We start from the raw sequence: 21,278 nt of genomic DNA on the forward strand, positions 1-21,278 counted from the left end.
TAAGGCTCATTGCTTGGCCCTGCCCTTGGCAGCCATCACCGCGTCATAGAGCGCCTGCCCGTTCGGGGCCTGCCCGACGAGTTTCCGTGCCACCGGACGGGTGGCTTGTACCAGCGAATCGAGATCGCTCGGGTAGACCACGGTCACGCCTTTTTCCGCCATGGTCTTCATGCCTTCGTCGTAGACCTTCTTGTAGTAGTCGCGGGCGTAGGCCATGGCTTCGTCGGCTGCCGCCTTGACCATTTTCTGCTCGTCGGGGGAAAGCGAATCCCAGCGGGTCTTGGACATGACCAGCAACGCCGGATGGATGTTGATGTGCGTCATGTTGAAGTACTTGGACACCTCGATGAACTTGTCGGACACGAACTGGTCGGGCGTCGTTTCACCGCCATCGATGACCTTCTGCTGCAGGGCCAGGTACAGCTCGGAGTAGGCCATCGGCGTGGCCTGCGCGCCCAGCGTCTTGTAGCTCTCGACATAGCCGGGCGACTGGATGACGCGGATCTTCATGCCCTTCAGATCGGCGGCGGCGTTGATGGCGCGGTCGCCGAATACGTTGCGCTCGATCGCCGAAAACCAGCCCAGGCCGACCAGGCCGTACTTGGGCAGGATGTCCATGAACTTGTCGCCGACCGGTCCCGCCAGGATTTCGTTGGCCTGCTGGACGTTGTCGAACAGGAATGGCACGTCGAAGACCAGGAATTCCTTGACCACGTTGTTCAGCGCGGGCTGGCCGGTCACGAACAGGTCGGTGGCGCCTGCCACGGCGCCCTGGATCATGGTGATTTCACCGCCCAACTGCGAATGGGGGAATACCGTGATGTTGATCTTGCCGTTGGACTTCTCTTTGAGGATGTCGGCGAATTTCTGCGTGCCGACGTGGAACGGGCTGTCCGTGGTGAGCGTGTGCCCCACGTCCATGTCCAGGGCGTGCGAGGCGGTGGATAGCAGCAACAGGCTGGCGGCACTCATGCCGAGAATTTTCTTGATCAGGCGCATGTCTTGTCTCCTGGGTGATTCTGGTTTTGTTATTTCAATTCGGGCCGGGCGCGGGCGCCCGGCGTTGCGGCCTACAGAAACGCCGTACTGATGGCGGGGATGTAAGAGATGATGAGGATGTCGATGATCAGGACCGCAAGAAACACAATCAGGTAGCGGGCCAGTTCATGCATCTTCAGTTGAGCGACTTCGCACACCACGAACAGGTTCACGCCCACCGGGGGCGTCACCATGCCGACGGCGAGATTGATGATGACGATCATGCCGAAGTGGAAAGGGTCGATGCCGAAGCTCACGCTGATGGGGGCAAGGATCGGAACGATGATCAGGATCGCCGCCAGCGCCTCGATGAACATGCCGACGATGAACAGCATGCCGTTCACCAGCAGCAGGAAGGCGATAGGGCTGGTGGTGACCGATCCGAGCATGGCGGCGACACGTTGCGGCACCTGGTTGATCGTCAGCAGATAGGCGAAAACCGCTGCAAAGGCAACGATCAGCAGGATGATCGCGGACATCACGGCGGCCCGGCCGAAGATGCCCAGCAGGTTGCCGAGCGTGATTTCCTTGTAGACGAACATGCCCAGCGCCAGGCCGTACAGCACCGCCACGCAAGAGGCTTCGGTCGGAGTGAACAGCCCGCCGTAGATGCCGCCCAGGATGATGACGGGCATCATCAGCGCCAGGGTTGCGTCGCGCAGCGCCACCCCCACGCCCTTGGCCCAGTCTTTCAGGCTGACCGTGCGCACCTCGTCGCAGCCCTTGATGCTGGCAATGACGCAGACCGTCAGGATCAGCGACAAGGCAATCAGCAGGCCGGGAAGAATGCCGGCGATGAACAGCGCGCCGACCGAAACGTTGGCCGTCAGCGCATACACCACCATCGGAATCGATGGCGGAATGATGGCGCCCAGTTCGCCCGATGACGCGGCGATGGAGGCCGCGAACGAGCGGGGATAGCCTTTTTTTTCCATTTCGGGGATCAGCACTGAGCCGATCGCGGCGGTAGTCGCCGACGACGACCCGGACACCGTGGCGAACAACAGGGACGTCAGCACCGCAACGGCGCCCAGGCCGCCGCGAATCCAGCCGACACAGGCGTTGGCAAGCTGCACCAGGCGGCGGGCGACGCCGCCGGACTGCATCAGGTGGCCCGCGAGGATGAAGAACGGCACCGCCATGAGGCTGAACGAATCCAGCGACTGGAACGCCATCTGCGCCACGATCAGCAGCGACTTGTCGCCCGACTGCAAGGCCATGGCCGCCGACAACCCCAAGGCCGTCATGATGGGCGCGCCGATCAGCATGATCGCGAAAAAGGAGACGCCTAGTACCAGGATCATAATGCCCCCTCGACGCTGCTCTTGATTTCCATCGCTTCTTCCATTTCCGCCGATTCGCGCCGCGGCGGCGGCGCGTCCAGCAGTTCCCTGGCCGCATGTGTAAGCGTGTTGGCGCACATGAGCAGGCAGCCGATCGCCATCAGCGCATAGACGTAGGCCATGGGCATTTCCATGGCGGGTGACCATTGCTTCAGCCCGAGTTCGATCAGCCGGGCGGATTTCCATACCAGCAACACGGCCAGCGCCAGGGTCAGCAGGTGGGAAAGCAGTCGCAGCCAGCGCGCCAGTCGCCCGGGGACCAGGCCGACGAAGATGTCGACGCCGATCAGCCGCAGGTGGTAGGCGGCGGCCGCGCCGCCGATGAAAACGCAGCCAACCATCAGATAGCGCGCAAGTTCTTCCGCCCATGGCGTCGACAGTGGGATGCCGGTGTAGGTGTAGAGCAGCCGGGCGAAGACGGATACCGAAATGGCAATGATCATGCCCAGCAGGAACAGGCCGGCGCATTTTTCCGCGATGTTGTTGATGGCGTGCATGGCGCGCTGCAATGCCAGGAATTTCTCGTGGGAGGCGTGGCGTTCGCTCATGGGGCCTCCCCGGTCTGGTGGTTTCGTTTCATCAAGTCTCCCCTTGGTGGTGATCGGTATCGCCAACGTCTGTTTTTCTTGGGTTGGCGCTTCGTTCTGGCGCGCGGCGTCAGCGATGGATTTCCTCGTCGGCAAGGATGAGCGCGGCTTTGCGCAGCGCGGTTTCGTAGCGCTGCTGCTCGATTGCGACCTGCTCGGGCGTCCATTGGTAGAACCCGCGCAGGCTGGCCGATTTGACGCCGATGTCACCGTCGTCCACCAGCTTGCGCATGTAGGCGCTGGGCGTCTGGTCGGTGCGCAGGTAGGGGTACATCGTGGCGGCGGCGGCGCAATGAATGTCGATGCCGGCCAGGTCCTTTTGCAGCAATGGGCCGGCGGCGATGTAGCGAAAGCCGAAGCCATAGCGGACCGCGGCGTCGACGTCCTCGGGCGAGGCGAAATCTTCTTCCACCAACGCGATGGCTTCGCGCATCAGCGCATGCTGGATCCGGTTGGCGAGAAAGCCCGGTATGTCGCGCTTGACGCGGATGGGCTTCTTGCCGACGGCGCGCATGATGTCGCTGACCTGCTGGGCGATCGCGGCGTCGGAGACGGCGCTGCACACCACTTCGACCGCGGGCACCAGGTGCGCGGGCATGAAGAAGTGCAATCCCAGCATCCGGCGCTGCGTGGCCAGGCCGGCGCCGATCCGGCTGATGGGGAAGCTGGAGGAATTGCTGGTCAGCGGCGTCGGGGCTGGGCACAGGGCTTCGAGTTCGGCAAAGACGGCCTGTTTGAGCGCCAGATCCTCGAACACGCATTCGATGACGATGGCGACGCCATTCCAGTCGATATCGGCCAGCGTGCCGTGCACGGCAAGCGACTCCGCGTCGCCTGCGACGCCCAGCGCCTGGCGGGCCGCCCGCACTTTCTCGGGTACGGCGGCGCGGGCCGCCGCTGCCGATTCGGCCACATGGACGCGCCACCCCGCCACGTCGAACATGGCGGCGATCGCGCATCCCATGGTGCCACCGCCTACCACAACCACCTTGCTGATATCGGACATCTTTTTCCCCGTATGAAGGCTTGGTCAAGTGCTGGAGCACAATTTACCGAGGTGCTTGTGATTGGTAAAATTCAAATAAACGAATAGAGTTTTCAAAAAAACAAATAACTGGCCGGCCGCGGCATCGAATGGGGAGATTTCGTCAATGCTGGGCGATCTCAAGCAGTTGCGTGCGTTTCTTGCCATTGCGCGTCTGGGCAATTTCACGCGCGCCGCGTACGAACTGAACATTTCCCAGTCGGCGCTGACGATTCAGATCCAGCAGCTCGAGACGCACTTGCGTACGCAGTTGTTCGACCGCAACCGCAGAAGCGTCAATCTCACGCCCCAGGGCCAGGAGCTTTTCTCCCGCATCGAACGCCTGGTCGTGGAAATCGAAGACCTGGTCACCTACGCCCGGGATGCGAACGATCCGGATCGCGGCACGGTGACCGTCGCGGCCTTGCCGTCGGTGGCTGCCGGCCTGTTGCCTCGCGCGATTCATCGGCTGAACCGTGAATACCCGCGCATCACGGTGCGCATACGCGACACCGTCGCGGCCCGCCTGACCTACCTGATCCGCAATGGCGAGGTGGATTTCGGCGTGGGCAGCCCGGTCAAGCGCGACCAGGAACTGGTGTGGGAAAAGTTGATGACCGACCGTTTCTGCGCCTTCGTCGCGCCCGACTATCCGTGGACCACGCGCGACAGCGTGACACTCAGGGAACTGGCCGGGCCGCCGCTGATCCTGCCGGTCAGGGAGAGCAGCATTCGCATGCATATCGAAGCCGCGGCCGACAAGCACCGGATATCGTTGCCGGCAGCCTACGAGGCCGTCTACAACTCGACCATCATGGCGATGGCGGCCCAGGGGCTGGGGGTGGCCGTGCTTTCCGAACTGGTGGTGCGCAGCGGCGATGCCAACCGCCTGCGCCGCATTTCGATCGAGGACCCACCGCTGTATCGGTTCATCGGTATCCTGCGGCGCTCGGGCCGCTCGTTGTCGCGGCCGGCGGAGTTGCTGATCGATGCGTTGCGGGCGGTGGCGAGCGAGGATTGACCCGCCGGCCGGCGCGCGGGCGGTCGCGGTCGGCCTCCTGAATCCCTGGCAGGCCCAGGGCTTTTGCATGACCGCGCGCCGCAATGTTCTACGCTAGCCGTCTGTTCCCGGAGATTGCCATGTCCAAGATCATCATCGATTTCGTGTCCGACGTTGCCTGCCCCTGGTGCGCGGTCGGCCTGGGAGGTCTGCTGGCCGCGATCGAGCGCGTGCGCGACGATGCCGAGGTCGAGTTGCGCTTCCAGCCGTTCGAACTGAACCCCGACATGCCCGGCGGCGGGCAGAACACCATCGAACGGCTCATGGCGAAGTACGGCTACAGCCGCGAGCAGGTGCAGGCCAATCGCAAGGTCATCAGCGAACGCGCGGCGGCCGTCGGCATGCGCATGCGCATGGCCGATGACAACCGCTCGTTCAATACCTTCGATGCCCATCGCCTGCTGTACTGGGCAGGCCTGGAAGGGCAGGGCAGCCAGACGGCGCTGAAGAAGCGCCTGCTGGAGACCTATCACTACGACAACCAGGACACCAGCGACGTCGAGGTGCTGGTGCAGGCGGCGGCCGACGCCGGCCTGGATGCGGCCGAGGCGCGCGCGGTGCTGGCCTCGGGCCGCTACACCGAAGAGGTGCGCAAGGAAGAGGCCGAGTGGCGCGACCGCGGCATCACGTCGGTGCCGTCGGTGATTCTGAACGGCAAGTACCTGGTGTCCGGCGGACAGCCGCCGGACGTGTTCGAGCAGGCGCTGCGCCAGGTGGCGCGCGAGGGCTGAGCGGCGGGCGACGCCATTGGCGCGCGCCGCCGCCGGGTTCAGGCCCGCACGATCGGCGCGACGTCCAGCACGTACATCTGCCGCTCGCCTTCGTGCACCGAGTCGATGCAGACCTGGGTGCCATCACGGCTCCAGCGGGGATGCAGGTCGCAGCGGTTTTCCTTGGACAACTCGGGGTCGGCGTAGAAGCTGCCGAGGTCATGGCGCTGCCCGGTTGTCATGTCGTACAGGAACAGGACGCGTTCGTGAGTGACGGGATCGGGGTAGGTGTCGCTCAGCAGCCAGCGAGTGTCCACGGGCGAGAAGGTCATGTGGCCGTTTTCGGTGAGGATGCCGTCGCCCACCACCTGCACCGCGCCGCCGTCGGCGTCTTCGTACAAGTGGTAGTGGATGCTGCCGGCGTGCGGTCCCCAGACGATAATCGAACGGTCGTCGCGCCACAGCGGATGCGAGATCTGGTATTCCGACTTCTCGTAGTCGAAGGTGCCGACCGCGTTCGGGTCGAAGTCGGCGGCCAGTTGCGGCAGGGGGTGGTCGGAACACTCCAGCAGGCGCATGTCGCTGCCGTCCGGGTTGATGGTGATGAGGCGGTGCAGGAAGCAGGTTTCGTCTTCGACCCGCTCGGTCCAGCGGTGCAGGAACAGGATGCGCGAGGACGAGGGGTTGACCTCGATGTGGCTGACCCAGTGGATGGCGCGTTCCATCGAGGCGCGCGGATGGAAGCTGCGCAGGTCGGCGTAACTGACCAGCAGGCGGTGGTCGCCGCTGGCGAGGTCGAGCGCGTGGATGCCGTCGTCGGCCGGGGCGTTGGCGACGGGGCCAGGCGCGTGCTCGCTGTAGCCGATGGTCTGGTGCGTGATGTAGAGCCTGCGGTAATCCACGCACAGCGCGTAGCGGCTGTTGGGCGCGGCGACATAGATCGGCAGCGGCAGGTGGCGGGTTTCGCCTGTGGCGAGGTTGTGCACGGCCGAGCGAAAGCCGGGATAGAAGCCGCTGTCGTCGTCGCGGCGGCAGTTGTAGATCAGTTGCGGTTCGGCCAGGCCGTCCAGCCATTGCAACTGGCTGCCCATCTGCCAGTTCCAGGCGGTGGTGGCGCCGACCGCGCGATAGCGCTCGCCATCGCCGAGGTCGAAGTAGCCGACCTCGGCGCGCAGTCCGGGCGTGAGCCGCGCATCCTTGGCGGGCACGCGATGGGCCAGCAGGTAGCGGCCGTCGCGATGCCAGACGGTCTTGTTGTAGTAGCCGAAGAAGTGATGGCCGGGCGGACCGCCCAGGCGGCGGCAGGCGATGGCGGGTTTGGTCATGCGATGCGTCAATGTGGGAGAAGGGGAAGTCAACCGGCGCTGATGTGCCCGGCTTCGATGACCTGGTTCCAGCGCGCGCGTTCGCGTTCGACGAAGGCGCGGGCCTCGGCCGGACTGTTGCCCACCGGGGTCATGCCCAGGCGCTCCAGGCCGGCGCGGAACGCGGGATCGGCGTAGACGCGGCGCAGGTCGGCGCTGATCTTGTCGATCAGCGCGTCGGGCACGTCCTTGCTGGCCGCCAGCGTGGTCCAGGAGGTCACGGTCAGGCCCGGCACGCCGGCTTCGGCGGCCGTGGGAACGTCGGGCAGGGCGGCCGAGCGCGTGGCGCCGGTGATGGCCAGGGCCTTGAGCTTGCCGGTCCGGATGTAGCCGATAGTGGTGGGCACGTTCTCGAACAGCAGTTGGATCTGGCCGCCCAGCAGGTCGTTGATGGCGGCCGAGCTGCCGCGGTAGGGAATGTGCATGATCGGCGCCTGGGTGGCGGACTTGTAGAGTTCTCCCACCATGTGCACCGAGGAGCCCACGCCGGCCGAACCGAAGTGCAGTGTCTCGGGATTGGCCTTGGCCTGCGCGGTGAGCTCGGCCAGGGTGTTGGCGGCGAGCGTGGGGTTGGCCACGACGACGTGCGGCATCTCGGCGACCACGGTGATCAGCTTGAGGTCATCGGCGGGCCGGTAGTTGAGGGTCTTGTAGACGCCGTAGGTGGCATGCAGGCCGATGGAGCCGAGCAGCAGGGTATAACCGTCGGGGCCGGACTCGGCCACGTATTTGCCGCCGATGTGGCCGCCCGCGCCGGGCCGGTTCTCGACCACGACCGACTGGCCATAGTGCTTGGCCAGGTGCTCGGCCAGCAGGCGACCCTGTATGTCCGAGCTGCCGCCGGCCGTGAAGGGTACGATGATGCGTAGCGGACGGTCCGGATAATTGGCTTGGGCGCGCGCGGCGAACGGCAGGGCCGCGCTCGCCAGGGTCAGGCAAACGGCTTGCAGGGCGCGGCGGCGCCAGGGACGGCATGAGTGCATGGTATTTCCCTACAGCGGTTGGTTTTTGAAGGGGCGCACGATGGCATGCACCCTGCGAGCCACGAGTGTAGGAGTCGCCCAAGTATTTGAAAAAATTCTTTTTTCAGCATAGGCTATGCAGGTTTGCCATACTCTGCGCAGCCATGAGCCGACCGCTGAATTTCCGTCAGATCGAAGCCTTCCATGCGGTAATGCTGGCGGGCACCACCACCGGCGCGGCGCAAATGCTGCGCACCACGCAACCGTCGATCAGCCGCCTGCTGGCGCAGGCGCAACAGGCCAGCGGCCTGAAACTGTTCGACATGGAGCGCGGCCGCCTGCGGCCGACCCGCGAAGCCAAGGACCTGTTCGATACGGTCAAGCGGCACTTCGTTGGCCTGGAACGCATCGAGGACCGTGTCGCCGCCATGCGCCGCAGCGGCAGCGGCGTATTGCGGCTGGCCTGCACGCCGGCACTGGGCCTGGGCATGCTGCCGGGCGCGGTCGAGGAGTTCGCGCAGCGTTATCCCGACGTGCACATCAACATGCAGACGGTGGGCAGCCAATACCTGCGCGAGGGCCTGTTGCACGGCACCTATGACGTCGTGGTGACGACCGTGCCGCTGGAGGGCGCGCACCTGTCGCTGCAGAGCCTGCACGAGAGCGCGGCGGTCTGCGTGATGCGGCCGGATCATCCGCTGGCCACCCTGCCGGCCATCGGCATCACCGATCTGAACGAGCGCCGGCTGCTGGTGTTGAATGCCGACGATGATGTCTACCTGCAGTTGCGTGGCGCAATGCTGGCGCATCATGTGCAGCCGGCGTCCGAGATCGAGACCACCTATTCATCGACGATCTGCGCCCTGGCCGCGGCCGGCACCGGCCTGGGCATCGTCAATCCGTACATTGCCGAAGTCTTCGCGCAGCAACTGGCGATACGGCCGTTCGCCCCGCGGCTGCCGGTGCGGGTCTGCATGGCCTATCCGGCGCAGACGGCGCCTTCGGCCGTGACCGAGTCATTCGTCGAAATCCTGACGCGGCGCTTCCAGGGCATGGCCCATCCCGCCGGAGCGGCACGATGACGCCGCGCGCCGGACAGACGTTGGGATTGGAGATGGAAATGGCGGTGGCGCGGCGCGACAGCGGCGCCAGCCACGCGGTGGGTGGCTATTTCGAGGCGCTCGCCGCCATCAAGGCCGCGCGTGGCGAGGCGCCGCGGCTGGAGCGCCTTGGCGGGCGCGCCGTGGGCGTGTCGGTCGCGGCCGGCGAGAGCGGCCTGGACAATGGCTTCAACTTGCTGGAGACCGCGTTTGCGCCGGTGTCCGAGGCGCAGGGCGGCCTGGCGGAGCTGGCGCGGCGCGCCAGCCGCGAATTGCGCGATGCCTGCGAGGCGCTGGCCGGCGAAGACGCGCTATTGCTGAACGTCTCGGAACATCCCGATTGCACCCTGGATCCGCGTTGGTACGCGGCGGCGCACGTGCCGCGCCCGATCTACCGCGAACTGGTCGGTCACCGGGAATGGCTGCATCGCGTCGGGATCGACGCCAAGGCCCAGAACAGCCCCTGCACGTCGGTGGCGATAGGGCAGGCCGCGCGGGCGCTGAACGTGGTGCTGGCCCTGGCGCCCGCCAGTATCGCGCTGTTCGCCAACAGCCCGCTGGAAAATGGCCGCGTCACCGGATTGAAGGAAAACCGGTTGACGGTATGGGATCGCATGTTCCGGTATTCGCGCTATGCCGGCGATCACTATCTGCAACGCCTGCCCGAGCGTCCGTTCGTGGACCTGGGCGATTATTTCCGCTGGATGTTCGCCCCTGGCACGGCCAGCCGTTGCCTGCCGTTGGCGGCGGACGCGGGCTACAAGTCCGCCACCGGCGTATACCTGAGCGGGGCGCCGTCGCTGGCGGTATTCCTGGCCTCCGATGGCTGGCGGGGGCGGCGCTCGGATACCGGCGAATGGGTGACGGTCTCGCCGCAGGGCGGGCATTTCGAGTATTCGCAGTTCGCGCATTTTCTCGATGCGCGCTGGCGCTACCGCCTGGCGGCGCCGCTTCCCCTGGAGGCATTGCGCGAGGCCTGGCGCCAGCCGGGCGGCATCGAAGACCTGTACGAACGCCTGGGCGCCAGCGGCTATATCGAGGGCCGCGCGCCGGGGGCGGGTTTCGCCGACGCGCAACTGCTGGAGGAGGCCGGCGCGGAAGTGGCGGCCACCTTGGTGATGGCGCCGTCCGCCCTGCAATTGGGGCTGATGCGCAATCTGTCGCAGGCCGAGGATCTGCTGCGGTCATGGGGATGGCTGCGGTTGCGCGCCATGCGCGCCGATGCGATCCGCGACGCGCTGCACGATGCCGCCGTGTTCGACCTGGCCACCGAGGTGCTGGCGGTGGCCGAGGGCGGGCTGGCGCCGCACGAGCGCCATTGGCTGGCCTACGCCAAGCATGCGCTGGACGCGCGTTGCACCGGCGCGGACCGCCTGCTGCGCCTGTGGCGCGAGCACGCCGGCGCGGCCGACCGGCTGGCGCGGGTATGCCGCGCCAGGGCCGTGGTGCCGCTTTGAGAGTCGGGCGGACTCGGCGCGTTCAGGCGCGCGCCAGCAGCGGGTCCGGCCCCGGCGCCTGATTCGCATCGAGCAGGGCCAGCAAGCGCTGTTGCGGGCCATCCGGTGCCGGGCCGCTACGCAGCGCCCGCTTTTCGTCGTCGGTCAGCAGACCCGCCAATTCCTCCAGATCGTCGCATTCCATGGCGTAGGCCTGCTGGGTCCGGGCGTCGATCTGTTCCAGCGACTTCCAGGCAGACAGCATATGGGCCTGGTGCTGGGCCTCATCGCTGATGTGCGAGGTCAGCGTGCCGATGCCGCCGTGGAATACAGGCAGCGCATTGGGGCCGGCGTCCCGGATCTTGATCCGGTCGGCATGGCTGGTGCCGGCCTGGTCGGGATGGCTGGTGATCAGATTGACGAAGAACGACTTGATCTTGCCCAGCACACCCGGCTCGGGCCGCTGTGGCGGACCGCCATGCATGATCTGGTAGGCCTTGCCGTTCTGGTCGAAAGTCAGCAACAGGGTGCGCGCCCGCGTCTGCGCCAGCGCTTCGCCGGCCAGCGCGGTCGGCACGCCCAGGGCATCGGCGGGGTGGGTGAAGACTTCCGAGGGCATGTTGCTGCCGATGCCGCCGTCGGCATAGACCTTTCTGCCTTGATCGGGGGTATCGATGGCCACGGCCTTGAACGCGACCGGGAACGCCATCGAAATGCGGGCGGCGTAGGCCACCGGCATGTCCGGCGTGCTTTCGGCGCTGAAGTATTCCTCGCGCTGGTCGGTCTTGTTCCAGCCGGTAAGGGTGAGCTGCTTGAATTTGTCCGGCGCCAACTGGTTCAGCAGCTTGAGGTCGCCGAACGTGATCATGTTGTCTTTGTGGTCCTGGTCGAAGTCGGGCAACTGCTGCAGGGTGGTCAGGCGCTCGAGCTGCCGCCCGTCCAGTTGCCCGCGGTCGGCCAGCGCCACCAGCTTGTCCTGGAAGGCTTCGGTGTTCCAGTGTGCCGACAGATAGCGCTGCACGCTTTGCACGGTGGCCTGGTCGACCGCCTTGAGCGAGTTGACGGCCGGCGCCAGGCCGTCTTGCAGTTGCAGGTCCGGATAGATGCGCGCCAGGTCGGCGCCACCGCGCAGCGCATCCAGCACTCCCGGCCGGAACAGCGCTTCGGCAGGGCCGGTTTCGAACTGGGCCGCGCTCAGGCCGGCGGCCAGGCAGGTTGCGGTGAGCGCGCCCGCCGAGGAGCCGGCCAGGTGCTTGACGCCGGCGAGCATGCCGGCCTTTTCCATCTGGTCCAGTCCGGCGCTGTAGCCGATGCCCTTGGCGCCGCCGCCGCGCAGCACCATGTTCTCGAGCTGTGGCGCGGGGCGGATAACGACGAATTTGTCGCCGCGCGCAATGATCTGCGGCCGCATGTCCGCCGGCCCCAGGTTGGACAGCAGTTCGGAGCGGGCCGCGTCGACCTTGAGGCGATCCAGCGCCATCGCCGCCTGCTTGCCGGCGGACTTCATGGCGCTGGCGAAGTCCTTGCCGCCGACCGAGCCGTCTTCCTTGCGTGGCAGGGCGTCGAAGGTGCGCTGGACGATCGATTCGAACCGGGCCTGCACGTCGCTGGCGAAGTGCTCGATGCCCTTGGGGCCCATCATGTTGGCCAGCGCGCTGGTTTCCCGCTCGAAATACTGTTCGAACGATTGCCGCGCGGCGTCCAGGTGCGCGCCGTTGCGATCGGGCGTGACGAACAGGCCCTTGAGCTGGCCCAGCAGGGACGTGGGCGGCTGCGCGGGGGGTTGCCAGACGGCGGCGGCGGCGCTGCTCTGGATGGCATTGGAGATATTGTTCATGCCAGCGCTCCCGGAAGCGGGGCGCCGGTGGCTGCGGCGGGGGCGCCATACGATATCTGCGCGCCTTCGAGCGCCAGACCGCGCACCAGCGCGCGCGTGTCGAGCGCTTGCGTGACCTGGTACTGCAACCAGCGCGGCCAGGTGTCATCATCGAGCCGCTCGAGCGCGATGCGGCCGGTGGCGGTGAAGAACTGGCGGCTGTCCAGGGCGGCCACGTAAGCGTGACCGCGCAACGCGTTCTGGTTGATCAGCAGCGCGCTTTTGATGACGGCGCGGCGCAGTGAGCCCTGCAGCGCGGCGCCATCGTGCAGGAAGAAGTCCGTTACCAGCAACCGGTTGCCGGGATGCAGGGTGACGCGTCCTGGCAGGTCGTCGAACAGCAGGTCGAACTGGCGCGCGCCAGCGGGCAGCGCTTCCAGTCCGCAGGCCAGCGCCAGGCGCGCCAGGTCGCGTTCGGCCTGGCGCGCGTCGCCTTGCGGGCCGCGCGGCAGCGGGGGGGCGGACGGGGTGGCTTGCGGTTCGTCGTGTTGCAGGTGGTCGAGCGTGCGCAGCAAGTATTCGGCGATGTCATGCAGCGCCTGCGCATCGCAGGCCGCAAACAGCGGCAGGCTGAGGCAAGGCCCCAATTCCGGCGAGATGCCGCCGATCAGGCCGGCGGCCAGGCGCGTATCGAAGCTGCGGCGCAGCAGTGCCTCGCCTTGCGGGTCGTCGAAGCCGGGGGCGTCGCCGAAGGCATGGCGCCAGGCGCTGAACACGATGCTGCCGTCATGCGCATTGCGCGTCATGCCGATCTGGTGGTGTTCGTCCACCGGTACCGACCATTGCGCCGGTGTCTGTGTGTCGCCCGCGTGGAAATGCGCGTGCGCGTACTGGGCGGCGGCCTGCGCGATGTCGGAGAGGGAGTTTTGCGCCATGTTGAACTCGCGGAGTGGAAATCACCCTTTGAGTAACAGCAGACCGTGCGCGGGTTCCCTGCCAAGGCTTGGGATTCGCGCGCCGCGGGTGCAATAATGTCGACTCTTCAATTCCGCGCCCCGACGCCGCGCCTTTGATGGCCGCCGGAGGCGCAATACCGTTACCGTGTCAGATTCCCACTTCGCCCAGGTGCTATCCGAGCTTGGCCAGGCACTCGGCATTCCCGCCCTGGCGCCCGCCGAGGGCGGGCTGTGCCAACTGGCGTTCGACGGCCGTCATCTGGTGCAACTGATGGCGCATGGCGCGCGTGGCCAGATCCTGCTGTCGTGCGCGGTGGGCGGGGGCAGGATGGATGGCGCGCAGGCCTTGCTGGCGGCGCAGGGAAATTTCCTGCAGGCCGCTGGCGGCGTGGTGGCCTGTGCCGCGCCGGACGGCCGCATGCACCTGCAACTGGGCGTGGCGCGCGAGCAATGCGGCGCAGACACGCTGCTGGCCGCCATCGAGGCGCTGCTCAACCAGGTCGAGGCCTGGGAAAAGCGCATCGCGCGCGCCGAACCCGAGGTCGATGCGCTGCGGCGCAATCCCGCCTTCATGATGCAGTCGGTCTAGGGCGCGCCGGCGTGCGCCAGGCCGCTGCCCGCTTCAACTGGCCTTCTGGATCACGCCCTTGAGCGAATCCGCGATCTGCTTGGTGATGGTGCTCTGGATCTCGATCAGCATGGTCCACTGCTGCACTTGTTGCTGCATCTTCAGCATGTCGGCCTGCGACACGCTGCCGTCGGCGTTGGTGCGCATGTTCGACAAGGTCGTCTGCAGATTGCTTTCCTGCGAGCGGATGCTGTCGTAGATGGTGTTGTTGACACTGTTGAAATTCAGTCCGGACGAGCCGGTCAGTCCGTTCAGGGCCATGTTGCGTCTCCTAGCGGGTCAGGGGGAAGGGGGGAGCGGCCGGCGCGGCGGCGCCGGGGGCGGCGGCCGGCGCAATTCCGGCCAGTACTTCGCGCGCGGCGGCGGCGGCTTGCGCCACCGCCTGGCATTGCTGGAACGCGACGGGCACCAGGCCCGAGTCCAGTTGCCGGCAGGCATGGTGTTCCAGGGCGATGAGCCGTTGCGCCAACGTCGCGCACAGCGCCGCGCCGTCGGGGCCGGCGAGGCGTTGTTCCAGTTCGGTGAGGGCGGTGGCAGGGTTCATGGGACAGGGGCGGTCAAGGGGGTCAGCGCGTCACGATGGCGGTGCGCGGGCCTTCGAAGATGATGCGGGTGTTTTCCACGGCGACCAGGCGGTACTTGCGGTAGACGCCGCCTACCAGCAGCTTACTGCCGTCTTCCAGGACGATAAAGGGTTGCGCTCCGCCGACGACGCTGCGGATCACGAAAGGTACGCTGTCGGCGGTCGGCGCGGCACTGGCGGCCGCTAGCCTGGCAACGCCCAGGTGACTCTGGTTGAAGTCGTCCAGCACGTCGCGCAGGCGCGCCTGCTGCTCGTCGTCGAGCGCGCCCGCGGCGATTTCCAGGTGGTCGGGCTTCCAGGTCAGCGTGATGCCGGACAGGCCGGCGTCCACCAGCTCGCTCGACAGCGTATCGCTGAGCTGCTGCGTCAGGGCGATGTCGTTGCCCAGCACCGTCATGCCGGGCAACTGTGCCCGCAGCGCGTCCAGCGCCGAGGCGCGTTCGCGCGCGCTGCTGGCGATGCCGGCCACCACCAGCCGGCCGTCACCTTCGTAGCGCGGTTCGTAGCGCACGTTGAAGGCGCGCAGCGCGCCGCGGGCCGTGCGCACCACATCCTCCTCATTGCTGATGCGCATCGCCGGCATCGGCCACACCTGCGACAGCGCCGCCGCCACCGCGTCCTGTTCGGCCGCGTTGCGGACCCAGCCCGACACCGTCACCATGCCATTGCGCGCCATCGACACGTGCAGCCGCGAGGCCAGGCCCATGCGCTCGAAGATGGCGGAGATCTGTCCCACGGACTTCTCGGCGGCGGCCAGGCGCGGGTCGACCTGCGGCGCGCGCCTGGCGGTCGACTGCGGCATCAGGGCCAGGAAGATGGCGACGATGATGGTCAGCACCACCGCGCCCAGGCCCAGCAGCATCGGCCAGGAGTCGCGTTTGCGGCGCAGGGGCGCGGGCGGTGGCGGACGGCGTTCCTGCGGGCGCGCGGCCTCGTCGGCGCTGGCTGGCGGCACCGGCCCGGGCGCCGCCTCGGCCTCGGCCGCGGCCGGGGCAAGGGCATCGTTGGCGGCGTCGGGCGCGTTGGTCCAGGGATCGCCGCGGCGCGCCACCGTGATCCAGACCGGGCCCAGCGGCACCGGGCGGTTGAACGGGGTGGCCGGCTGCTGGGCGGGCGCGGCGTCGTCCAGCGCCAGGTCCCAGCCGCCTTCGCCGATGCGCACCCGCGCGGCGCGCGGCCCCATGCCGTCTTCGGCCAGGACGATGTCGCAGGCCGGATCGGCGCCCACGAGCGAGCCATCCGCCACCAGGCAGCGGGCGTCGCGGTGTACGCCTGAGAGCACGCGCAGTTCCAGCGCTTCGCTCATGACGGGAGGCCTCCGGTTGCGGGCGTATTCACAAGTCCACCCTGGCCAGCGGCTGCACGTTGATTTCCTGCGTCAGCTCCTGGTAGGACAGCACGGGCAGCTCGTACAGGTCCTGTTCGATCATCTTGCGCAGGTAGCGGCGGATGTCCATCGAGGTCAGCAGTACCGGCTTTTGCGCCGCCGCCGCCAGGTCGCCGGTGACGCGCTTGATGTTGTCCACCAGTTTCTTGGAGGCATTGGGATCGAGCGCCAGGTAACTGCCCGCGGAGGTCTGGCGGATGGCGCCGCGCACGGTTTCCTCGACGTTGGGCGCCAGCAGGTAGGCCGGCAGGATATTCTGGCCGCTGGAATACTTGTAGCTGATATGGCGCTTGAGCGAGACGCGCACGTATTCGGTCAGCAGCACCGAGTCCTTTTCCTTCTGGCCCCATTCGATCAGGGCTTCCAGCACCGCGCGCAGGTTGCGCACCGAGATGTCCTCGGACACCAGCCGTTGCAGGATTTCAGCGATTTTCTGCACCGGCATCACGCGCAGGGCTTCCTTGACCAAATCGGGGAAGCGGTCTTCCATGGCGGTCAGCAGGAAGCGGGTTTCCTGGATGCCGATGAAATCCGACGAGTACTTTTTCAACACGAAGGCCAGGTGCCAGGTCAGCACCTGGTGCGGGTCCAGGAATGGAATGCCGGCCGCCGACAGGGTCGGCGCCAGGCTGGCATCGACCCACAGCGTGGGGATGTTCGGCAGGAAGCGCTTGTCGGTTTCGTAAGGCACCTGCAGCGCCTGCAGGTTCTGCTCGGTGTCGCGCACCAGCACCGACCCCGGGCGCAGCTTGCCCTGGGACACCGGCACCTCGGACAGCAGGATGTTGTAGCTGTCGGGCGGCAGGGCGTCGTTGAAGCGCAACTGGATCCCCGGGAACGGCACGCCCAGGTCGAAATACAGGGCGCGGCGGATCTTGAGCAGTTCGTCGTTGAGTTCATCGGCATCGAAGCTGCGTTGCAGCGCGGCGGCCACATCGATCATCAACGGCAGCGTGGGCGCGAATTCGGCGCTGCCGTCGGCGCGCGGCTTGGCTTGCGGCTTCTGGCCGTCGGCCGCCAGCGCCGGGATTTCGGTGATCTCGCCGGTCTTTTCGTCCACCACCTTGCGGGTGCCGCGCAGCAGCACGAAGCCGATGGTGCCGACCACCGCGGCCAGCGCCAGGAAGGTCAGGGTCGGCATGCCCGGGATCAGGCCCATGCCGACCGCGATGGCGGCGGCGATCAGCAGCGCGCGCGGCTGCGCCAGCACCTGGGCGCCGATGTCCTTGCCGACGTTGGAGGGGCCGTCGCCGGTCTGCACCCGGGTGACGATGATGCCGGCGCAGATGGCGATGAACAGGGCCGGGATCTGCGCGATCAGGCCGTCGCCGATCGTCAGGATCGAGTACACCTGCACCGCTTCGCCGGCGGACAGGCCGCGCTGCATGGTGCCGATGAGAATGCCGCCCAGCAGGTTGACCGCGACGATGATGAGGCCGGCGATGGCGTCGCCCTTGACGAACTTCATGGCGCCGTCCATGGCGCCATAGAGCTGGCTTTCCTTTTCCACCAGCGAGCGGCGCTTGCGCGCCTCGTCCATGTCGATGGTGCCGGCGCGCAGGTCGGCGTCGATCGACATCTGCTTGCCGGGCATGGCGTCCAGCGAGAAGCGCGCCGCCACTTCGGCCACGCGCTCGGCGCCCTTGGTGATGACGACGAACTGCACGATGGTGAGGATCAGGAACACCACCAGGCCGACGATGAGGTTGCCCCCGACCACGAAGTTGCCGAAGGTTTCGATGATGTGGCCGGCATCGCCCTGCAGCAGGATCAGGCGGGTGGTGGCGATCGAAATGCCCAGGCGGAACAGGGTGGTGACCAGCAGCACCGACGGGAACGAGGAAAACGCCAGCGGCGACGGCAGGTACATCGCCACCATCAGCAGGATGGCCGAGAGCGTCATGTTGGTGCCGATAAGCACGTCGACCAGGGCCGTCGGCAGCGGCAGGATCATCATGAAGATGATCGAGACGATCAGCACCGCCAGGACGATATCGTTGCGGCTGGTGGCGGCGGCGACGACGCGGTTCAGGGCTTGCATGGGGCGGCTCAAGTCGTTTCTGCTTCGGTGGGGGCGACCGCCGGGGCGGGCCGCAGGGCAACATAGGCGCGCATGGCCGCGGCGGCCTCGTCGCGGCGTTCCAGGGCCAGCAGGGCCTGCGAGCGGATCAGGTGGAAGGGCGCGTCGACGCCGCCCTGCATGGCCAACTGGTCCAGGGTCGACAGGGCCGTGTCCGGTTTGCCGGCGCGCAGTTGCGCCAGCGCCAGGGTGGCGAGCTGGCGCGCGTCGGCCAGTCCCAGCGTGCGCAGTGCCTGCAGCAGCACGGCGGCCTTTTCGGGCCGGTTGTTTTCGAGGTAGACATAGGCCAGCAGGCTGAGCAGCTCGCGCGCATCGGGCGACAGGGGCATGGAAGCGTTCATCCCTGGTACAGCGCGCTGCGATACATGGTGACCAGGTCGCGCAGGCCGGCTTCATCCTTGAGCAACCGCACCGCGCGGTTCAGCGCGCGCGCCTCCTCCGGACTGACGTCCTGGCGCTGCTCGGCCGCGGCCGCCAGACTGTCCAGCGTCGAATGCAGGGCCTGCGCGAACTTGCCGGGCAGCAGCAGGTCGCGGTTGGCGATGCCGGGACGCAGTTGCTGGTCGAGATGGCGGTCGGTATTGGGGGTGTCGAGCAACTGGGCCAGTTGCGCCTTGACGCCGTCTGTGGGCGGGGCCAGTTCCTGGCGTTCCGGCAGGTGCTGGCCCGCGGCTTCGCGGCCGGCATAGGAAATGCCGTCCAGTCCGCGGTCGAAGGCGAAACCACTGATGCGCATATCGGACATGGTGTGGGGGTCTCCGTCGCCAGGTTCAGTCGGTGCGGGTATCGTCGAGCCAGCGCGCCAGCCGCTCGACCGCCTGCCGCAGCGCGGGCGCGTCGCTGTGGGCGAGGGGCAGGCGGGTCAGGGCCAGCAGGCGGGGGATACCGTCCTGTTCGCGCAGGGCGGCCTGCACCGGGGGGCCGTCCAGGCGCGCGTGGTGCGCGCGCCGCCAGGCCCGCAGCAGGCGTGGCGCGGCGTCGTAGGGCACCGGGTCCGAGACATAGACCAGCACTTCGCTCCCAGCCGTCTCGATGGCGACCCGGCGGCCCGAGTCCAGTTGCAGCGCCAGGTTGCCGCGCGGCCCCAGGGCCAGGTGTTCCAGGCCGATGCTTTCGCCGAAGGCGCCGACGGCGCGATCCAGGCTGTTCATTCGTATTCCTCGTCGATGGCCGCGTCCAGGGCCAGTTGCGCCGCGCCCAGGGCCGACTGGCGGGCATCCACGTCGGGGAACATCGGCAACGGCAGGTCCTTGAGCACCGCGCGCACGCCGCCGAGGAAGGCGATGCGCGCGGCTACCGAGTCGGCGCCATGCGAGCCCGCCAGGGCGGTGAAGCGCGATTCCGACAGCCACTTTTCGTTGCTGATGTTGATCAGATCCTGCATCAGCCGCTCGGCCGCCAGGGGCTTGCCGTGTTCGCGCGCCATTTTTTCGCCGAGTTCGCCGCAGCCGTCCAGCACGGTGACCGCCACGCCCAGTTGGTACAGGTCCTGCATCAGGGCCTGCAACCGGTCGGGGCTGGTAGAAGGGCGCGCCGCGGCCAGGTCCAGGCCCAGCGCCTGGATAAGCTGTTGCAGGCCGCGCGCCACATCCTGGCCGCCGAAGCGTTCCAGCGCCAGCGACAGGGTCTTGGCCAGCGAGTTTTCGCCCAGCACCACGTCCTGGTAAGTGCGCTGGAAATCCGCCACGCCCTGGGCGTCGTCGGCGTAGCCTGCGGCCGCGCCGACGGTGTTCAGGCTGGCGCGGATCTGAGGCCCGCTTTCCAGTTCCAGGTCGGCCAGCGCTTCGCGCAGGCCGTCGAGCACCGCTTCGGACGCGCCCTCGCGTTCGCCCTGGCGCAGCGCGTATTGCAGGCCGAGGTATTGCCGGGCCGGGTCGCCGAATGCCTGGGCGGCGGCCTGGCGCGGATCGGCGCGGCCGGCCAGCAGATGACGCGCCAGCTCGATCAGTTTTTCCTGGGCGTCGGCGTCGTGCGATTCGGCCAGGTAGGCCACGATGGCTTCGGTGCTGAGCAGTTGCAGCGGCGCTTCGCGGCCGATCTTGCGCTCGGCGTGGTGCTTGTCCTCGGTTTTCTCGGCCATGTGCAGGCTGAGTTCCTCGGCGGAATCGACCAGCGAGACCTCGCCATCGACCGCCACGGCGGCCTGGCCCAGCATCGTGCCGACCTGCTGCTGGCCGTGCTGAGGGTCGGCATGCGAGGTCGTGGACGAGAAGGCGGAGGCGGGCAGGCCGGCGTCGATACGGTTCATGGGGGCGCGGGAAAGGGCGGCTGGCAGCCGCGCACGGTCAGGGGTAGTAACGGATGGGCGGGGAAAGTTCCATTCCCCTTGCATGGAACCAAGGCCCGTCGCCGGTTACGTACACGGGCAGGCCGCGGATTCCCCGGAACCCGGATGCGCCCGCACCGAATTTCAGGGTTAACCCCGTGCTGACCAGGCGCCGTGCTGCGGTGCCGGCGGCCGATCAAGGAGAAAGGAATGGCTACGGTTTCCGGAGTGGGCGTGGGCAGTGTGGCGGGCATGGACCTGTCGAGCATGGATCTGGAGACCGCGCTGATGACGGTGCAGACCCAGCGTTCGCAATTGCTCGAGGACGCACTGCGCCAGCAACTGGATTCGGTCAATGGCCGCAATGCGCAGATGGCGGGCCTGAACGAGTCCATGAACGCGAAGAACGCCGAGAACCTGAAGCTGGAGTCGTCCAGCGTGGCGCTGCAGGGACAGATCGACCAGCTCAAGGATCTGCAGGGGCGCCTGTCGGCGAGCAAGTGTCCGAATCCCGAGGGCTGGTACGGCTTGTCCTGGGGGCAGGGCGACGACAAGGCGCTATCGCATGCCACGCTCGACCAGATCAAGGCCGCGGGACTGACGATTCCGACCGGCGACGACGCGCCCCGTGACGTCGACCGCAACGGCACCATGGACGCGAAGGGGCGGGTGGTGCAGGGCTTCGTCGACCAGCTCAGCGCCAAGATTTCGGCGCTCGAGGCCCAGGTTGCCAACAACGGCAAGACCATCGAGGCCAACAAGCAGGCGGTCACCGAAATCAAGAGTTCGCTCGACAACCTGAGCAATACCCAGCAGATGGAAATGCTGCGGCTGCAGGGCCTGACCGGCAAGCGCAACGAGGCCTTCGATGTGATGACCAACTTCATCAAGAAGATGCAGGAAAGCCGGTCGTCCATCATTGGCAACATGCGTTGATG

22 protein-coding genes are annotated in these 21,278 nt (G+C 67.1%); 6 read left to right on the forward strand and 16 right to left on the reverse strand.

What is annotated here, in order from left to right; all coding sequences use genetic code 11:
- Window positions 1–6 precede the first annotated feature (6 nt).
- From AC6LKG_RS06560 to AC6LKG_RS06575, 4 genes are all read right to left on the reverse strand, one after another.
- Window positions 7–999: a TRAP transporter substrate-binding protein gene (locus AC6LKG_RS06560; protein WP_498163585.1), complete on the reverse strand. Its 993-nt coding sequence runs from the start codon at window positions 997–999 to the stop codon at window positions 7–9.
- 71 nt (window positions 1,000–1,070) lie between these two features.
- Window positions 1,071–2,342, reverse strand: a complete 1,272-nt coding sequence (locus AC6LKG_RS06565; protein WP_498163586.1) for a TRAP transporter large permease — start codon at window positions 2,340–2,342, stop codon at window positions 1,071–1,073.
- Window positions 2,339–3,064: a TRAP transporter small permease gene (locus AC6LKG_RS06570; RefSeq protein WP_498163587.1), complete on the reverse strand. Its 726-nt coding sequence runs from the start codon at window positions 3,062–3,064 to the stop codon at window positions 2,339–2,341. Before AC6LKG_RS06570 ends, AC6LKG_RS06565 begins: the two co-directional genes overlap by 4 nt.
- Window positions 3,039–3,974, reverse strand: a complete 936-nt coding sequence (locus AC6LKG_RS06575; protein WP_498163588.1) for a 3-hydroxyacyl-CoA dehydrogenase family protein — start codon at window positions 3,972–3,974, stop codon at window positions 3,039–3,041. The genes AC6LKG_RS06570 and AC6LKG_RS06575 overlap by 26 nt, the downstream gene beginning before the upstream one ends.
- Before the next feature lie 145 nt (window positions 3,975–4,119).
- Here AC6LKG_RS06575 and AC6LKG_RS06580 point away from each other — a divergent pair, with 145 nt between their 5' ends.
- Together AC6LKG_RS06580 and AC6LKG_RS06585 are read left to right on the forward strand one after the other, a co-directional pair.
- The gene (locus tag AC6LKG_RS06580) at window positions 4,120–5,013 is read left to right on the forward strand and encodes a LysR family transcriptional regulator (protein WP_498163589.1); all 894 of its coding nucleotides are present in this window, start codon (window positions 4,120–4,122) and stop codon (window positions 5,011–5,013) included.
- A gap of 119 nt (window positions 5,014–5,132) precedes the next feature.
- Window positions 5,133–5,783, forward strand: a complete 651-nt coding sequence (locus AC6LKG_RS06585) for a DsbA family oxidoreductase (protein ID WP_498163590.1) — start codon at window positions 5,133–5,135, stop codon at window positions 5,781–5,783.
- Window positions 5,784–5,821: 38 nt separating this feature from the next.
- Here AC6LKG_RS06585 and AC6LKG_RS06590 read toward each other — a convergent pair whose 3' ends face one another.
- Together AC6LKG_RS06590 and AC6LKG_RS06595 are read right to left on the reverse strand one after the other, a co-directional pair.
- Window positions 5,822–7,087 (reverse strand): hypothetical protein, encoded by a 1,266-nt coding sequence (locus tag AC6LKG_RS06590; RefSeq protein WP_498163591.1) that lies wholly within the window; start codon window positions 7,085–7,087, stop codon window positions 5,822–5,824.
- A 29-nt stretch (window positions 7,088–7,116) separates the two neighbouring features.
- The gene (locus tag AC6LKG_RS06595; RefSeq protein ID WP_498163592.1) at window positions 7,117–8,109 is read right to left on the reverse strand and encodes a Bug family tripartite tricarboxylate transporter substrate binding protein; all 993 of its coding nucleotides are present in this window, start codon (window positions 8,107–8,109) and stop codon (window positions 7,117–7,119) included.
- Between the two features lie 143 nt (window positions 8,110–8,252).
- Here AC6LKG_RS06595 and AC6LKG_RS06600 point away from each other — a divergent pair, with 143 nt between their 5' ends.
- Both AC6LKG_RS06600 and AC6LKG_RS06605 read left to right on the forward strand, forming a co-directional pair.
- Window positions 8,253–9,170, forward strand: a complete 918-nt coding sequence (locus AC6LKG_RS06600) for a LysR substrate-binding domain-containing protein (RefSeq protein ID WP_498163593.1) — start codon at window positions 8,253–8,255, stop codon at window positions 9,168–9,170.
- A complete protein-coding gene (locus AC6LKG_RS06605) occupies window positions 9,167–10,645 on the forward strand; it encodes a glutamate-cysteine ligase family protein (RefSeq protein WP_498163594.1) in 1,479 nt (492 codons plus the stop codon). Before AC6LKG_RS06600 ends, AC6LKG_RS06605 begins: the two co-directional genes overlap by 4 nt.
- 22 nt (window positions 10,646–10,667) lie before the next feature.
- Here AC6LKG_RS06605 and AC6LKG_RS06610 read toward each other — a convergent pair whose 3' ends face one another.
- A complete protein-coding gene (locus AC6LKG_RS06610) occupies window positions 10,668–12,461 on the reverse strand; it encodes a patatin-like phospholipase family protein (protein WP_498163595.1) in 1,794 nt (597 codons plus the stop codon).
- Window positions 12,458–13,375 carry a hypothetical protein gene (locus AC6LKG_RS06615; RefSeq protein ID WP_498163596.1) on the reverse strand — a complete coding sequence of 306 codons (918 nt, stop codon included), beginning with the start codon at window positions 13,373–13,375 and terminating at the stop codon, window positions 12,458–12,460. Before AC6LKG_RS06615 ends, AC6LKG_RS06610 begins: the two co-directional genes overlap by 4 nt.
- A 166-nt stretch (window positions 13,376–13,541) precedes the next feature.
- On the opposite strand from AC6LKG_RS06615, the gene AC6LKG_RS06620 reads away from it, so the two are divergent.
- Entirely contained in the window at window positions 13,542–13,985 is a 444-nt protein-coding gene (locus AC6LKG_RS06620; RefSeq protein ID WP_498163597.1) for a type III secretion system chaperone, read from the forward strand.
- Window positions 13,986–14,018: 33 nt separating this feature from the next.
- On the opposite strand, the gene AC6LKG_RS06625 is transcribed toward AC6LKG_RS06620, so the two are convergent.
- From AC6LKG_RS06625 to sctW, 8 genes are read right to left on the reverse strand one after another with little or no spacing between them, the layout of a single operon-like run.
- Window positions 14,019–14,285 carry an EscF/YscF/HrpA family type III secretion system needle major subunit gene (locus tag AC6LKG_RS06625; protein ID WP_025137564.1) on the reverse strand — a complete coding sequence of 89 codons (267 nt, stop codon included), beginning with the start codon at window positions 14,283–14,285 and terminating at the stop codon, window positions 14,019–14,021.
- 10 nt (window positions 14,286–14,295) lie between these two features.
- Window positions 14,296–14,568 (reverse strand): EscE/YscE/SsaE family type III secretion system needle protein co-chaperone, encoded by a 273-nt coding sequence (locus tag AC6LKG_RS06630; protein WP_498163598.1) that lies wholly within the window; start codon window positions 14,566–14,568, stop codon window positions 14,296–14,298.
- 22 nt (window positions 14,569–14,590) lie between these two features.
- The gene (gene sctD / locus AC6LKG_RS06635) at window positions 14,591–15,913 is read right to left on the reverse strand and encodes a type III secretion system inner membrane ring subunit SctD (RefSeq protein WP_498163599.1); all 1,323 of its coding nucleotides are present in this window, start codon (window positions 15,911–15,913) and stop codon (window positions 14,591–14,593) included.
- A gap of 28 nt (window positions 15,914–15,941) precedes the next feature.
- Window positions 15,942–18,035 carry a type III secretion system export apparatus subunit SctV gene (gene sctV, locus AC6LKG_RS06640; protein ID WP_498163600.1) on the reverse strand — a complete coding sequence of 698 codons (2,094 nt, stop codon included), beginning with the start codon at window positions 18,033–18,035 and terminating at the stop codon, window positions 15,942–15,944.
- Between the two features lie 8 nt (window positions 18,036–18,043).
- Window positions 18,044–18,403, reverse strand: coding sequence for a type III secretion apparatus assembly chaperone SctY (sctY, locus tag AC6LKG_RS06645; RefSeq protein WP_498163601.1), 360 nt, complete (start codon window positions 18,401–18,403; stop codon window positions 18,044–18,046).
- Window positions 18,404–18,411: 8 nt separating this feature from the next.
- Window positions 18,412–18,819: a type III secretion apparatus assembly protein SctX gene (gene sctX, locus AC6LKG_RS06650; RefSeq protein WP_498163602.1), complete on the reverse strand. Its 408-nt coding sequence runs from the start codon at window positions 18,817–18,819 to the stop codon at window positions 18,412–18,414.
- A 25-nt stretch (window positions 18,820–18,844) separates the two neighbouring features.
- Window positions 18,845–19,225 carry a type III secretion system chaperone family protein gene (locus AC6LKG_RS06655; RefSeq protein WP_498163603.1) on the reverse strand — a complete coding sequence of 127 codons (381 nt, stop codon included), beginning with the start codon at window positions 19,223–19,225 and terminating at the stop codon, window positions 18,845–18,847.
- Window positions 19,222–20,322, reverse strand: coding sequence for a type III secretion system gatekeeper subunit SctW (sctW, locus tag AC6LKG_RS06660; protein WP_498163604.1), 1,101 nt, complete (start codon window positions 20,320–20,322; stop codon window positions 19,222–19,224). Before sctW ends, AC6LKG_RS06655 begins: the two co-directional genes overlap by 4 nt.
- Before the next feature lie 228 nt (window positions 20,323–20,550).
- On the opposite strand from sctW, the gene AC6LKG_RS06665 reads away from it, so the two are divergent.
- Window positions 20,551–21,276 carry a hypothetical protein gene (locus tag AC6LKG_RS06665; RefSeq protein WP_498163605.1) on the forward strand — a complete coding sequence of 242 codons (726 nt, stop codon included), beginning with the start codon at window positions 20,551–20,553 and terminating at the stop codon, window positions 21,274–21,276.
- Window positions 21,277–21,278 lie beyond the last annotated feature (2 nt).

The sequence above is a fragment of the Achromobacter sp. 46006 genome (genome assembly GCF_059761975.1).